This is a genomic window from Corynebacterium guangdongense, assembly GCF_030408915.1.
GTDB classification, from domain to species: domain Bacteria; phylum Actinomycetota; class Actinomycetes; order Mycobacteriales; family Mycobacteriaceae; genus Corynebacterium; species Corynebacterium guangdongense.
Genome location: NZ_CP047654.1, coordinates 1,676,897 through 1,690,214 on the forward strand (window position 1 = coordinate 1,676,897; position 13,318 = coordinate 1,690,214).

10 protein-coding genes are annotated in these 13,318 nt (G+C 69.2%); 4 read left to right on the forward strand and 6 right to left on the reverse strand.

The features are described 5' to 3' along the window. Window positions 1-131 precede the first annotated feature (131 nt). Both CGUA_RS07975 and CGUA_RS07980 read left to right on the forward strand, forming a co-directional pair. Complete coding sequence (locus tag CGUA_RS07975; RefSeq protein WP_290194507.1) at window positions 132-2,258, forward strand: LamG-like jellyroll fold domain-containing protein; 2,127 nt, start codon at window positions 132-134, stop codon at window positions 2,256-2,258. Between the two features lie 63 nt (window positions 2,259-2,321). Next, the gene (locus tag CGUA_RS07980; RefSeq protein WP_290194509.1) at window positions 2,322-3,854 is read left to right on the forward strand and encodes a DUF5129 domain-containing protein; all 1,533 of its coding nucleotides are present in this window, start codon (window positions 2,322-2,324) and stop codon (window positions 3,852-3,854) included. Here the strand turns inward: CGUA_RS07980 and CGUA_RS07985 are convergent. The 4 genes from CGUA_RS07985 to dxr form a co-directional block, all read right to left on the reverse strand. After that, entirely contained in the window at window positions 3,851-5,716 is a 1,866-nt protein-coding gene (locus CGUA_RS07985; RefSeq protein WP_290194511.1) for a penicillin-binding transpeptidase domain-containing protein, read from the reverse strand. The two genes, CGUA_RS07980 and CGUA_RS07985, sit on opposite strands and share 4 nt — an antisense overlap. Before the next feature lie 121 nt (window positions 5,717-5,837). Further along, window positions 5,838-7,001: a flavodoxin-dependent (E)-4-hydroxy-3-methylbut-2-enyl-diphosphate synthase gene (ispG, locus tag CGUA_RS07990; protein WP_290194513.1), complete on the reverse strand. Its 1,164-nt coding sequence runs from the start codon at window positions 6,999-7,001 to the stop codon at window positions 5,838-5,840. 245 nt (window positions 7,002-7,246) lie between these two features. Next, complete coding sequence (locus CGUA_RS07995; protein WP_290194515.1) at window positions 7,247-8,446, reverse strand: M50 family metallopeptidase; 1,200 nt, start codon at window positions 8,444-8,446, stop codon at window positions 7,247-7,249. Between the two features lie 39 nt (window positions 8,447-8,485). Then, window positions 8,486-9,643, reverse strand: a complete 1,158-nt coding sequence (gene dxr / locus CGUA_RS08000) for a 1-deoxy-D-xylulose-5-phosphate reductoisomerase (RefSeq protein WP_290198347.1) — start codon at window positions 9,641-9,643, stop codon at window positions 8,486-8,488. A gap of 241 nt (window positions 9,644-9,884) precedes the next feature. Here dxr and CGUA_RS08005 point away from each other — a divergent pair, with 241 nt between their 5' ends. Beyond that, window positions 9,885-10,361: a DUF2631 domain-containing protein gene (locus CGUA_RS08005; RefSeq protein WP_290194518.1), complete on the forward strand. Its 477-nt coding sequence runs from the start codon at window positions 9,885-9,887 to the stop codon at window positions 10,359-10,361. 143 nt (window positions 10,362-10,504) lie between these two features. Here the strand turns inward: CGUA_RS08005 and rlmN are convergent, their stop codons facing one another. Then, window positions 10,505-11,611 carry a dual-specificity RNA methyltransferase RlmN gene (rlmN, locus tag CGUA_RS08010; protein ID WP_290194520.1) on the reverse strand — a complete coding sequence of 369 codons (1,107 nt, stop codon included), beginning with the start codon at window positions 11,609-11,611 and terminating at the stop codon, window positions 10,505-10,507. 223 nt (window positions 11,612-11,834) lie between these two features. On the opposite strand from rlmN, the gene CGUA_RS08015 reads away from it, so the two are divergent. Beyond that, entirely contained in the window at window positions 11,835-12,197 is a 363-nt protein-coding gene (locus tag CGUA_RS08015; protein WP_374725072.1) for a LapA family protein, read from the forward strand. 72 nt (window positions 12,198-12,269) lie between these two features. Here CGUA_RS08015 and CGUA_RS08020 read toward each other — a convergent pair whose 3' ends face one another. After that, the gene (locus CGUA_RS08020) at window positions 12,270-13,160 is read right to left on the reverse strand and encodes a phosphatidate cytidylyltransferase (RefSeq protein ID WP_290198349.1); all 891 of its coding nucleotides are present in this window, start codon (window positions 13,158-13,160) and stop codon (window positions 12,270-12,272) included. Window positions 13,161-13,318: the final 158 nt, after the last annotated feature.

Here is a 13,318-nt window from a genome sequence, read left to right on the forward strand (position 1 = left end):
TACAGAGTGCTACCAAGGTTTACCCAGAGTTTATCCAGGGTTATCCCTCCGTTCCCCTGCCCCGTTTAGCATCCCGGAAGTTGACTTATTGGTCACATGTTTCATTCGTCTTCACCCTGAAAGTGGCTCCCATGACCTCCTTCCGCCCCTGGCTCACCCTGTCCGTGGCCGCGGCCGCCCTCACCGGCATCATCACGGTCCCCGCGACCGCCCAGACCGCCCCGAGCACGGAGCCGGCCTCCCGTTTCACCGTGGGCGTCCTCCCGGACACGCAGTTCTACTCACGCTACGGCACCGCCGAGACCGGGGACCTGTTCCAGGCCCGTTACGGCTCCGAGCCCTTCCTCGCCCAGACCCGCTGGCTCGCCGCCCACGACGAGTCCCTCAACATGCCTTTCGTCACCCACCTCGGTGACGTCGTCGACCAGCCCGGCATTGACGGGGAGTGGGCCGTCGCCGACGAGGCGATGGCGGTACTCGAGGAGAACGGTCTGAACTACTCGATTCTCCCGGGCAACCACGACAAGGCCGTCACCGAAGCGGGCACGCAGTTCTCCCGTCACTTCCCCGCGTCCCGGGCGGCCGGCAACGAGACCTTCGGGGCGCGTTACGACGCGGAAAACAACGAGTCGGAGTACCACATCTTCGAGGCCGAGGGCCAGGAGTACCTGGTCCTGGCGCTGGCGTGGCGAGCCGACGCCGACGCGCTGACCTGGGCACAGTCCGTCATCGACGCCCACCCGGAGCTGCCGGTCATCCTCACCAGCCACGAGATCCTCGACATCGACGGCAACGGCGACGTCTTCCTGTCCACCGCCTACGGCCAGGACCTGTGGGAGAACTTCATCTCGGCCAACGACCAGATCTTCCTGACCATGGGCGGCCACCACCACGGCGCCGGCCACACGGTGATGAAGAACGACGCGGGCAACGACGTCGTCCTCGTGCTGCAGGACTACCAGATGGCCTACCAGGGCGGCAACGGCCTGCTGGGCCTGCTCGAGTTCGACCTGAGCAACAACACCCTCGGCATGACCGCGCTGTCGCCGTGGGTGGCCGAGAAGCCGGCGGAGACCCTCAACCAGTTCGACGACCTGATTCTTCCGGACGCGCCGGACGACTGGTCCGTCGACCTCAACTTCACCGAGCGATTCTCCGGATTCGCCCCGGACTTCACCGCCGGCGAGGCCGACGATCCGGACTACTCCGAGCTGGCCAAGGCCATCGTGTCCGAAGGCTACGTCGCACCGGTCATCGCCGAGAGCGACCGTCCCTCCGGCACCGCGGATTTCCCGCGGGTCGACGAGACCGTCGCCCACTGGCGCCCGGGCGCCACGAGCGTCGACGGCGTCCAGCTGCTCGACGGTCAGGCCGCCCCGGTCGGTTCGCTCATCCCGGACATCTCCGGCAACGGCAACGACATGACGCGCGCCGAGCTCAACACCCGGGGCGCCTCCGGCTCCCTGGAGAGCGACGTGACCTACTCCTCCGACACCCATGAGCTCTCCTCGGACACGGGCTCGCTGGTGTGGGCCAACCAGGACGGCGACTCCTCCTCCCTCAACTGGTTCGAGACCGCCGCCGACGCGGCCGCCAACACCGAGACCTTCGAGGAGGGCTACACCTTCGAGACCTTCGTCAAAATCGGCGCGGAGTTCGACGGGGACAACAACTGGATGGGTGCGGTCTCCCGCCAGGGCCAGCGCGGCGAGATCGCCGCCGACATGCCGGAGGGTGAGGAGCCGCCGGCCGCGCTCGCCGTCTCCAGCCTCCGCGAACTGCAGTGGACCGCCGTGGCCACGGAAGGCCGGACCACCGGCACCTCCAACTGGTCCCACGAGGTTCCCCGCGACGAATGGCTGCACGTCGCCATCGTCAACGATCCGGCCAGCGACACCGTCGAGATGTTCGTCAACGGCGCGCCGATCCTGCGGGACGTCATCGACGCCGAGGGCCTGGCCACAGCCAACGATCCGTGGCTGATCGGCGCCAACATGTGGGAGGGCGACCCCGCTAACCCGTGGTACGGCTCCATCGGAGAAACCCGCATCGTGCACGGCGCACTGGCCCCCGAGCAGTGGCTGACCGTCCGGGCCGAGACCCCAGCCGACGTCGCCGGGAACGGGCTGTCTGCCGAGGCGGGTTCCTCCGCCGGCACGGGCCTGGTGGCCGTCCTGGCCAGCGCCATCGCCGGTGTCCTCGCCGTCCTCGCCCTCCCCGGGTTCCAGCAGGGCCTCCGGGACTTCCTGAAGTTCTAGGCTCCGGAACCGCTCTTCCCGTTTCCCGCGACCGCGCCCGCGTGCCGACGTAAGATCGCGGTCATGAGCGAGGACACGAAGAACACCGCCCTGACCGAGGACGAGTCCGCCGAGGTCACCAGGTCCGCCCGCCCGCGTCCGGCCAGCATCGTCCTCGCCTCCATCGGGGCGGCCGCCCTGGCCGGGGCCGGCGTCGGCCTCGGCGTCGCAGCCAGCACCCCGGTCCCCCAGCCGGCGGACTACGCCCTCAGCCGGACCGGGGCGCTCGCGCCCTCCGAGCAGCTGCTCGTGGAGGTCCACAACCCGCACGGCGTCCTGAGCCCGGAGGACGAGGCGCGGGTCCTGCGCGACGCCGAGCGGATCGACGCCCCGGCCGTCGTCGAACAGCTGCACTACATCGTGTTCGCCGACAATGACGAGAACGTCAACGACACCGTCGAGAACTACCTTCGCGACAACCGACCCGAGCTCATCGGGGACGACTACTTCGCCGACGGCGTGCTCATCGTCGGCGTCGGCCTCGACCCGCGCCAGTCCTTCGTCTTCGCCGGCAATGACGTCGCCGACGCCCTGCAGCTGTGGTCGGGCCGCCACCTCGATGAGGCGGTCACCGCCATCCAGCCGGGCGTGCGCGACGGCAACATCCCGGGCGGGCTCTTCGCAGGGGCGGACGCCGCCACCGACGTCGACAAGCTCGGTCAGTCCGCCTACGAAAGCGCTCAGGCCTCCCGGGCCGGCGGCATCGTCGGCGGCGGCGTCGGCGCCGCCGCCCTCGCCCTGGCCGGGGTGGGCGGCGCGGGCGCTTATCGACGCCACCGCAGCCGCAGACTCGCCCAGGCCCGGGCGGAGATGGACATCGTCAGCAAGGAATACGGCCAGTTGGCCGGCCGCCTCGACCAGATCGACGTGCGGGCGCACTCCCTGACCAGCCCTTTCGCGAACGCCACCATGCGCAAGCAGTGGGAGGAGGTCCGGGGCCGCTTCCTCGAGATCCATGCGGGCGTCGACAAGTTCGGCGAGCTCCACATGTCCTCCGGCGACAGGGCCTTCCTGGCGAAGTCGCGGGAGATCACCGAGGCGGCGGTCATCACCCGCCAGATCAGCTACGCGGAGGAGAACATCGACACGCTTTTCCGCCTCGAACACGGTGACGACACCGTCCGCCGCAGCGAGCTGCAGGGGCTGCGCGATGACGTCGTCGCCGCGCAGGTCAGCCTCGAGGACACCCGCTCGGGCCTCTACCGCGAACTGGGCGGGCTCCGGGACCGGGCGGATGAGCTGGCCCGGCGAACCGGGGATCGGCGCTTTCTCGGTGAGTTCGTCGTCCTGCTGGCCGACTACCGCACCGCCCTGGCCGAGCTCGGGCGCCAGGAGTTCAGCGACCTCAAGTCGGACAAGACGACCGCGCTGGAGGCTCCGCGGATCTACGACCGCGACTGGCGGCCGGGCTACGGCTACCACGATTTCGTCCCGTTCTGGGTGATGAGTTCCTGGCACGCTACGAACCTGCAGGCTCAGCAGGCCGCCCAGTCCAGCTCCACCAACTCGTCGTTCAGCTCGGGCTTCTCCGGCGCCGGCGGGTCGTCGGGCTTCTAGGGCGTCGAGGGCTCAGACTCCGGCCCGGGCGGCGGGGCCTGCTCCGGCCCGGCCTTGAGCTCGTCGAGACGGTTGAGGAAGCGGTCGGTGGCCAGGACGGAGATCGTCGAGCCGCCACCGTAGACGACCAGCGTGGTGAAGGCGAGGTCGTCGCGGTAGCCGGTGAACCAGGCGTGCGAGCCGTCGTTGACCTCAGCCTCACCGGTCTTGCCGTGGATCTCGCCGACCGCGGTCATCCCCCGGGCGGTGCCGGAGGTGACCACGGCCCGCATCATCTGGCGCACCTGGTCGATCGCCTCCGGGGAGGGGCCCTCGGGGGTCTCGCTGGCGGTCGTTGTCTCCCCCTCGATGAGGTACGGGGTCGGGCGCTGCCCGGCGGCGACGGTGGAGGAGACGATGGTGAATCCGAAGGGGCTGGCCAGGTCGTGGCCCTGACCGTAGCCGGCCTCGGTGCGCTCGAGCGGGGTCTCGCCGACGGGGATGGAACCGGTCATCGTGTCCAGGCCCGGAATGGCGTAGTCGATGCCGAGCCCCATGGCCTTGCCCATCTCCTTGAGCTGGCCAGGCTCCAGGCGCGTGGACATGTCCGCGAAGGTGGTGTTGCAGGACTGGGCGAAGGCGTTCTCGAAGGGGGTGTTTCCCAAGGAGAAGCCCTGGTAGTTGGTGACGACACGGCCGAAGATGTTCTGGGTGCCCGGGCAGCCGACGACGTCGGTGGTGCGCATGCCCTGGAGCTGGACGCCGGCGGCCGCGGTGACGATCTTGAAGATTGAGCCCGGCGGGTACTGCCCCATCAGCGCGAGGTTGCCCTCGGCGTCGGCGGCCCTGGTCTGGGCGACGGCGAGGATCTCGCCGGTGGAGGGGCGCATGGCCACGAGCATGCCCTGCGCGCCCTCGGGCAGGCCGTCCATGGCCTCCTCCGCCGCCAGCTGTGCCGAGCGGTCGAGGGACACGTGAATGGCGGCCGCCGGTTCCGGGGCGGTGTAGGCGACGGTCCCCAGGGCGGCGCGGTCACTGTTGACGATCGCCACCTGCCAGCCGGCGGTGCCGTCCAGCCGGTCCGCGACCAGCGGGGCGACGCGCGCCATGAGATCCGGGGCGAAACCGGGGTCGGTGGTGATCATCGCGGCCTCCTCGTTGAGGATGACCTCCGGGCGTCCCGCCAGCTCCGCCGCCACCCCCGCCGCCTGGCGGGAGTCGATGGTGGTCACCGAGAACCGCCCCGTCGCCCCGGTCAGGGACTCCGCCAGCTGCCGCGCATCGAGCGTCCGGACTGTCTCATCGTCGCGGCGGGCGCGGGCCAGGGCTGCGCTGATGGCGCGGGCGGTGGCGTCGGCGTCGTCCAGCGCGTCCGTGTCGACCAGGAGGCGGTGCACCACCCCGGGCCTCATCAGCTCCGCCCCGTCCGAGGACACGACGGAGGCCTTCTCGGGGATCACGGCGCGCAGCTCCAGATGCTGGTTGGCGCCGAGCTGCGGGTGAACCAACGTCGGCTGCCAGCGCACCGTCCACTCCCCGCCCGTCTGCGTGAGCATCAGCCGGGTGCGGTAGCTCAGCTCCCGGTCGCGCGGCAGGCGCCAGACGACGTCGTAGCTGGCGGTGGCCAGGTTCTCCTCCTGGGTGATCTCCGGCTCGGAAATCTCCAGGGACTCCGCCTGCAGACCTTCCCAGGTCTGATCGATGACCGCCCGGGCGGCGGCGGGATCATCGACGAGCCCGGTCATCGCGTCAGCGTCGCGGGCGGCGAAGGCCGCGAGGAAGCTCTCGGCCACCGGTCCGGCCTGGACCGGCTTGGGGGTGCAGGCGACGACGAGTCCAGCCATCATCATAATGACGGCGAGCAGCGCAGAACCCCGTTTCATGGATAGCAAGGTAGCAGGCTTCGCCGACGCCGCGTCCCTGCCACGCAGGACTCCGGGACCGCCAATGAGGGCAGGCGGCCCCCGTCAATCGGGGACCGCCTGCGTGGCGACGTCGGACCGTCTAGCCGGTGACCTTGATATCCGCCTTGACGCCCTTGACCGGCTGCAGCCCCTCCTCCTCGATGATGCGCTCGGCCTCCTCGAGCAGGGTCTCGACGATCTTGGCTTCCGGGACCGACTTGATGACCTCGCCCTTGACGAAGATCTGGCCCTTGCCGTTGCCGGACGCGACGCCGAGGTCGGCGTCGCGGGCCTCGCCCGGGCCGTTGACGACGCAACCCATGACAGCCACACGCAGGGGGACGTCGAAGCCCTCGAATGCGGCGGTGACCTCGTCGGCCAGCTTGTACACGTCGACCTGGGCGCGGCCGCAGGACGGGCAGGAGACGATCTCGAAACCGCGCTGACGGAGGTTCAGCGCCTGCAGGATCTGGTCGCCGACCTTGATCTCCTCGACCGGGTCGGCGGACAGGGACACTCGGATGGTGTCGCCGATGCCGCGGGAGAGCAGCGCACCGAAGGCGACGGAGGACTTGATCGTGCCGGCGAACTTCGGACCCGCCTCGGTGACGCCGAGGTGCAGCGGATAATCGCACTGCTCCGCCAGCTGCTGGTAGGCCTGGACCATGAGGACCGGGTCGGAGTGCTTGACGGAGATGGCGATGTCGCCGTAGCCGTGCTCCTCAAACAGGCCGGCCTCCCAGAGGGCGGACTCCACCAGCGCCTCCGGGGTGGCCTTGCCGTTGTACTTGGCCAGGATGCGCTGGTCCAGGGAGCCGCCGTTGACGCCGATCCGGATGGGGATGCCCGCGTCCCCGGCCGCCTTGGCGACCTCCTTGACGCGGCCGTCGAACTCCTTGATGTTGCCGGGGTTCACGCGCACGGCGGCACAGCCGGCGTCGATGGCGGAGAAAATGTACTTGGGCTGGAAGTGGATGTCGGCGATGACCGGGATCGGCGACTTGGCCGCGATGGCGGTCAGCGCCTCCGCGTCCACCGGCTTGGGCACGGCCACCCGGACCATGTCGCAGCCGGCGGTGGTCAGCTGGGCGATCTGCTGCAGCGTCGAGTTGATGTCATGCGTCTTGGTGTTGGTCATCGACTGCACCGAGACCTGGTGGTCAGAACCGACGCCGACGTTACCGACCATGAGCTGGCGGGTCTTGCGGCGCGGCGCAATCACCGGCGCGACGTCCGGAAGGCCTAGTCCGATCGGTTCTGCCATGGGAGCTCCTTTGTACGAACGAGTGTCGATGGTCGCCGCCCCCTGCCCCCGGGGCACCGAGGGCGCCGGGGACGGGACAACGTCATTGCCGCCTCATTCTAGTGGGCGGCGGGGGTGGGCGGGCACCGGCGCACGGACCCGTGCCCGCCTGAGGTACCCGCCTACCCTATCACCGAATTAACACGGGTAAAAGACGGTTATTTCGGGACTTTTTGGCCCGCCCCAGGGACCGGAACCTGTCGGCCTCACCCACCGAAAAGTCGGACCGGGTTGACCACGTCAGCGACGAGCACGAGACCGCCGACCGTCATCAGCATGAAGACCATCGTCATCGTCAGGGGCATGAGGCGCTCGTAGTTGGCGGGGCCGCCCGGGGCCAGTCCCCGCAGGCGACGGAAGAAGTCACGGATCCTCTCGTAGATGACCACCGCGATGTGGCCGCCGTCGAGCGGCGGCAGCGGGACCAGGTTGAAGAGGCCGAGGAAGAAGTTGAGGGAAGCGAGCATCATGAAGAAGGCCGGCCACAGCCTGGCCTCGACCAGCTCCCCGCCCACCCGGGAGGCGCCCACGACGCTCATCGGCCCCTCCGGGTCGCGCTCGGCGCCGAAGATGGCCGCGGCCACCGAGGGAATCTTCAGGGGCAGCTCGATCACGCCCCGGGCCGTCGCCCGCAGCAGCTCACCGGTGTAGGCGAAGGTGGCCGGCACCGCCTCCAGCGGACCGAATTTCCGCACCGTGCTGGCGGACTGCAGGCCCACCGAACCCGCCTCCACCGTCTCCCCGGACTCGGTGTAGCGGATGACGGTCTCGAGCTCGACGGCGACCTTGCGCACGTCCCCGTCACGCTCCACGCTCAGCACGACGGTGTCACCGGGCCGGGCCTGGACGCGGTCACGAAGGTCGAGGAAGTCCACCACCGGCTCACCGTCCAGGGCGAGGATGCGATCGCCCGGTCGGACGCCCGCCGCCGCGGCGGGGCCGGCGCCGACGCACTCGGCGAGGGTGCCGTCGGGGTTCTGGTCGGCGCTGCAGACGGTCTCACCGACGACCGGGGTCGTGTCCGGGTCAGGGATACCGCTGGCCACGGCGACGCCGTAGATGATGGACAGGCCGAGGGCGAAGTTGACGATCACGCCCCCCGAGAGCACGAGGATGCGCTGCCAGGCCGGCCTGGTGCGCATCGCGTGCGGGGCCTCCTCCTCGGTCACCTCGTCCAGGGCCGTCATGCCCGCGATCTCGCAGTAGCCGCCGAAGGGAACCGCGGCGACGCCGTACTCGGTGTGTCCCTTCTTTACCGACCAGAGCTTCGGGCCGAAGCCGACGAAGAAGCGACGCACCCGCATCCCGAAGGCCCGGGCGGTGAGCATGTGGCCCGCCTCGTGCAGCGCGATCGTGATGGCGATGCCGAGCGCGAAAAGCAGCACTCCGATCAGGTAAGCGCCCACCGGCACTCCTCCCCAGTTGTTGTCCTAACCCACCCTGCCCTAGCGGGCGAGGCCGTCGATCAGCGTGTTGGCGCGGGCGCGGGCCTCGGTCTCCACCGTCAGGATGTCGTCGACGCTTGAGGGTACACCCGCGAACTCCCCGGCCCCGGACAGGACCTCGGCGACCACGTCGACGATCTGGGGGAAACGGATCCGGCCGGCGAGGAAGGCGGCGGCGGCCTCCTCGTTTGCCGCGTTATAGACCGCGGGTCGCGTCCCCCGGGCGGCGGCCACCTCACGGGCGAGCTGGACGGCGGGGAAAGCGGCGTCGTCGAGCGGCTCAAAGGTCCAGGACATGGACTCGGCGAAGTCCAGCGCGTGCTGGGCCTTCGGGACCCGGTGCGGCCACGCCAGGGCGTGGGCGATCGGCAACTTCATCGACGGCGGGGAGGCCTGGGCGATGGTTCCCCCGTCGACGAAGGTGACCATCGAGTGGATGATCGACTGCGGGTGGACCGTGACGTCGATGAGAGCCGGGGACATGCCGAAGAGCAGACTCGCCTCGATGAGCTCGAGTCCCTTGTTGACCATCGTGGCGGAGTTCAGGGTGTTCATCTGGCCCATCGACCAGGTCGGGTGCTGTGCCGCCTGCGCCGGGGTGACGTCCCACATCTGTTCGCGGGTCCGACCCCGGAAAGGCCCGCCGGAGGCGGTGAGCACCAGCCGGGCGACCTCGTCGGCGGCGCCGGAGCGCAGGCACTGGGCCATCGCGGAGTGCTCGGAATCGACGGGGACGATCTGGCCTGGCGTCGCGCGCGCCATCACCAGGTCGCCGCCCGCGACGAGGGATTCCTTATTGGCCAGCGCCAGGGTGGCGCCCTTGTCGATGGTGGCCAGCGTGGCCGCCAGGCCCAGGGAACCGACCAGCGCGTTGAGGACGGTGTCCGTCTCAGTGGCCTCGACGAGTTCCCGCGCTGCGTCCGGGCCGGAGATGACGAGCCCGCCGAGCGCCGCCGACACCTCGGCCGCGGCCGCGGCACCGGCCACGGCCACCTGGGCCGGGGCCAGCCGGAGTGTCCGGGCCTGCTCGATCACCAGCGCGGGGTCGGAGCCGCCGGCGGCGATGCCGACGACAAGGAAGCGGTCCGGGTTGTCGGCGATGACCTCGAGCGCCTGCGTGCCAATCGACCCGGTGGAACCGAGGATCAGGACGCGCACGGGCGTGGCGGGGGTGGGGGCGGCGGAAGTGTCGGTGGTGTCAGTCACTCCCACATTGTGGCATGCCTGGTAGAGCGACAATGAATCAATCTTCCGGTTGAACCTGAGGGGGTGAGGAGAGTCCGAATCGGACCCCGGAGTATGTAAAGATGAGTAACAACTATCGATGCGACTGCCCTACCGCCCGCTCCGGGCTGGGCCCCTGACCGTGTCGCGAGCGCTAAGTGCTAAGGAGTTTGACGTGGCCACCTCCCACAAGAAGGAACACGAAGTCTACAACGGCGTCTCCACCGCGGACGTCCCGAACGCGGCCTGGGGCTGGAGCGCACTGCCGCGCACCGCCGTCCAGATCGCCGGCTGGGTGTCCGTGCTGATCATGCTCGCGTTCCACTTCGGCAACCACCAGGGTCACGTCGAGACCATCTGGTTGCTGGTGCTGACCGGCCTGCTCGTCATCGGCCTGCTCCTGCACGCCTTCGAGCCGAAGCTGTCCACCGTGCGCACCCTGACCTCCCACAACAAGCCGGTCGGTCACGTCGAGCCGGACTGGGCCTACGACCAGAAGACGCTCTCCGGCGCGTACACCAACCTGACCGACGGCCAGCTGCGTGCCCTGAACATCGACCCGGCCCGCGTCCAGCACCTGCGCATCACCGAGGGCGGCTCCGCCGGCCGTCACTCCCTGCAGACCGGCTCCACCGCGTCCCAGGCCCTCTAAGCCAGGCACTTTGATCTGTCCCGCCGCCCCGTCGGCGGGTCCGCTGTTTTCCGGCTTGTCGACGCCCCGACCCGCCGACAACGCACCGGCGCCGCTCCCCCGTCTCTGGGGAGCGGCGCCTTCCTCATGTGGCTGGCCCGCTGTCAGCCGACGGCGTTCTCCTCGGCCGCCAGCTGGCCGCAGGCGGCCGCGATCTCCTGGCCCTTGGTGTCCCGCACGGTGCAGGTGACTCCTTGGGCGCGGACGCGGCGGACGAACTCGTCCTGACGCTCCTTCGGCGCGGCGTCCCACTGGGAGCCCGGGGTCGGGTTCAGCGGGATGAGGTTGACGTGGACGAGGTGGCCGAGCGCCTGACGCAGCTTGCGGCCGAGCATGTCGGCGCGGAAGTCCTGATCGTTGATGTCGCGGATGAGCGCGTACTCGATGGAGACGCGTCGACCGGTCTTCTCGACGTAGTACTTGGCCGCGTCCAACACCTCCTCGACGGAGAAGCGGGTGTTGATCGGCACGAGCGTGTCACGCAGCTCGTCGTCCGGGGTGTGCAGGGAGATCGCCAGGGTGACCGGAATGCCCTCGTCAGCCAGGAGCCGGATCTGCGGCGCGAGGCCGACCGTGGAAACGGTGACGTTGCGTGCAGAGATTCCGAAGCCGTGCGGGGCCGGACTGGTGATCTGGCGGACGGTCGAGATCATGCGCTTATAGTTGGCCATCGGCTCCCCCATGCCCATGAAGACCACGTTGGACAGGCGTCCGCCCTCCGCATGCATCGTGGCGGCGGCGTGGCGGACCTGCTCGACCATCTCGCCCATGGAGAGGTTGCGGTCCAGGCCGCTCTGCCCGGTGGCGCAGAACGGACAGTTCATGCCGCAGCCGGCCTGGGAGGAGATGCACAGGGTGGCGCGCTCCGGATAACGCATGAGGACGGACTCGAGCAGGGTGCCGTCGTTGAGGCGCCACAGGGCCTTGGTGGTGTGCCCGTCATCGGTGGCGTGCTCCCGGACCGGGTCCATGAGCACGGGGAACATCTTCTCGGCGACCTCGGTGCGCGCGGCGGCGGGGAGATCCGACATCGTCGACGGGTCCGCCTCGTAGCGCTGGTAGTAGTGCTTGGCGATTTGGTTGGCGCGGAACTTGGGCAGGCCCATCTCACCGAGCAGCTCTACGCGCTGGTCCTCGGTGTAGTCGGCGAAGTGCTTCTCCGGCATGCCGTGCTTGGGCGCGGTGAATTGAAGTTTTACTGGTTCAGCCATAACAGGGTTCATCCTCCCACGTGGGGGTGGTCGTTATCGAATCGTTGGGCCTCGTCACGGCCGGAGGTGATGCACGCCTGAGCCTACAACGGCTTAAATGGAGCGCATGAACCGCGACAGTCGCTACCCCGATCAACCCGAACGAGACGGATCTGATTCCTTCGGCACGGAATCCTTCACCGAGGGCTACGAACCGAACGACACTTTCGCCGACGGTGCCCAGATGCCTTTCCCCGGATCCGAGCCCGCCCCGGTCGAGCAGCCGAGCCGGGACCTCGCGCCGCACCCGGCGCCGGTGGAGCCGCCGGTGGAGCCGGCCACCGAAAAAGCGCCCAAGGTCAAGGGGTCCGTGGCGGCTGGCACCTGGGCCGCCCTCATCCTCGGGGCCATCCTCCTGATCCTGCTGCTGGTGTTCATCCTCCAGAACCAGGAGCAGGTGGACATCAACCTCTTCGCCTGGTCCTTCCAGCTGCCCGCGGGAATCGCCTACCTCTTCTCCGCGATCGCCGGGGCGCTGATCATGGCGCTCGTGGGCGGGCTGCGCATGTTCGAGCTGCGCCGCCAGGTCAAAAAGGCGGCCCATTAGCGTCGACAGGCCGAGCAGAGAACGAAGCGGCCCCGCCGATCGGAGGATCCACGGGGCCGCTACCTTCGTGCACTAGGCCATCGGCAAAGCGCCGACGGCGCTGAGCAGGATCCAGGTGACGACGGCGGAGGGCAGCATGCCGTCCAACCTGTCCATGAGGCCACCGTGCCCGGGCAGGATCTGGGACATGTCCTTGATCCCCACTTCGCGCTTGAACTGGGACTCCACCAGGTCACCCATGATCGCACTGACGACCAGCGCCAGGCCCAGGATGACGCCGAGCCACCAGCGGTCGTCGAGGAGGAAGTGGACGGTGAGCGCGCCCACCACGGCACCGCCCACGGCGGAACCCGCCGCCCCCTCCCATGTCTTGGAAGGGCTGATCGCGGGCACCATCGGCCGACGGCCGAAGAGGACCCCGGCCGTGTAACCGCCGGTGTCGGAGGCGATGACACAGGCCATGAACGTGATGATGTAGAGCCCCGGGGCGACGCCGTGGGAATCGAGCCTGGAGATCATCGCCGCGAAGGACCCGAAGACCGGAATCCAGGTCAGGACGAACAGCCCGTAGGCCGAGTCCCGGAGATAGTTCTGCGGAGGCGCGTGCCGGCCGTGATGGAACAGCCGCGAAAACATCAGCACCAGCGCCGAGGCCGCGGCGGCGCCGAGCACGCCGGCCGCGCCGAGTGGCCAGGAAATCCAGACGATCACCTGACCGAGCAGAATCATCCGCCACTTCGGCAGCTGGATTCCCCGCTCCCGCAGGCGGGTGAGAACCTCCCACATCGCGGCGGCCATCGCCACGGCCACGAGCGGGTACCAGGCCCTCGGCCCGATCCACACCGACAGCAGAACCAGCGCGCCGAGGACGACGCTGACCCCGATGGCGACCGGCAGGTTGCGGCCCGGGTTGATCTCCTTGGCGGGCTTGAGATGGCCGCCTATCTTCGTCAGCCTGGTCAGGCGGGTGACGCGGTCCGTGCCCGGATGGGTGTCTGATTGATCCGCCACCGGGGAGTCGCTGTCCGGGCTCAACGGGTCCTCCTTGACATGATTGTCCCGCCGGAGGTTTCTCCGGCGGGGTGGGCGGGGAGCTCAATGGGGTCAGTCCCCCACCGATG

Bases quoted from the DNA above. Each gene is read 5' to 3' on its own strand.
- CGUA_RS07975 (WP_290194507.1), top strand. From the start codon at position 132: ATGACCTCCTTCCGCCCCTGGCTCACCCTGTCCGTGGCCGCGGCCGCC.
- CGUA_RS07980 (WP_290194509.1), top strand. From the start codon at position 2,322: ATGAGCGAGGACACGAAGAACACCGCCCTGACCGAGGACGAGTCCGCC.
- CGUA_RS07985 (WP_290194511.1), bottom strand. From the start codon at position 5,716: ATGAAACGGGGTTCTGCGCTGCTCGCCGTCATTATGATGATGGCTGGA.
- ispG (WP_290194513.1), bottom strand. From the start codon at position 7,001: ATGGCAGAACCGATCGGACTAGGCCTTCCGGACGTCGCGCCGGTGATT.
- rlmN (WP_290194520.1), bottom strand. From the start codon at position 11,611: ATGGCTGAACCAGTAAAACTTCAATTCACCGCGCCCAAGCACGGCATG.
- CGUA_RS08015 (WP_374725072.1), top strand. From the start codon at position 11,835: ATGCCTTTCCCCGGATCCGAGCCCGCCCCGGTCGAGCAGCCGAGCCGG.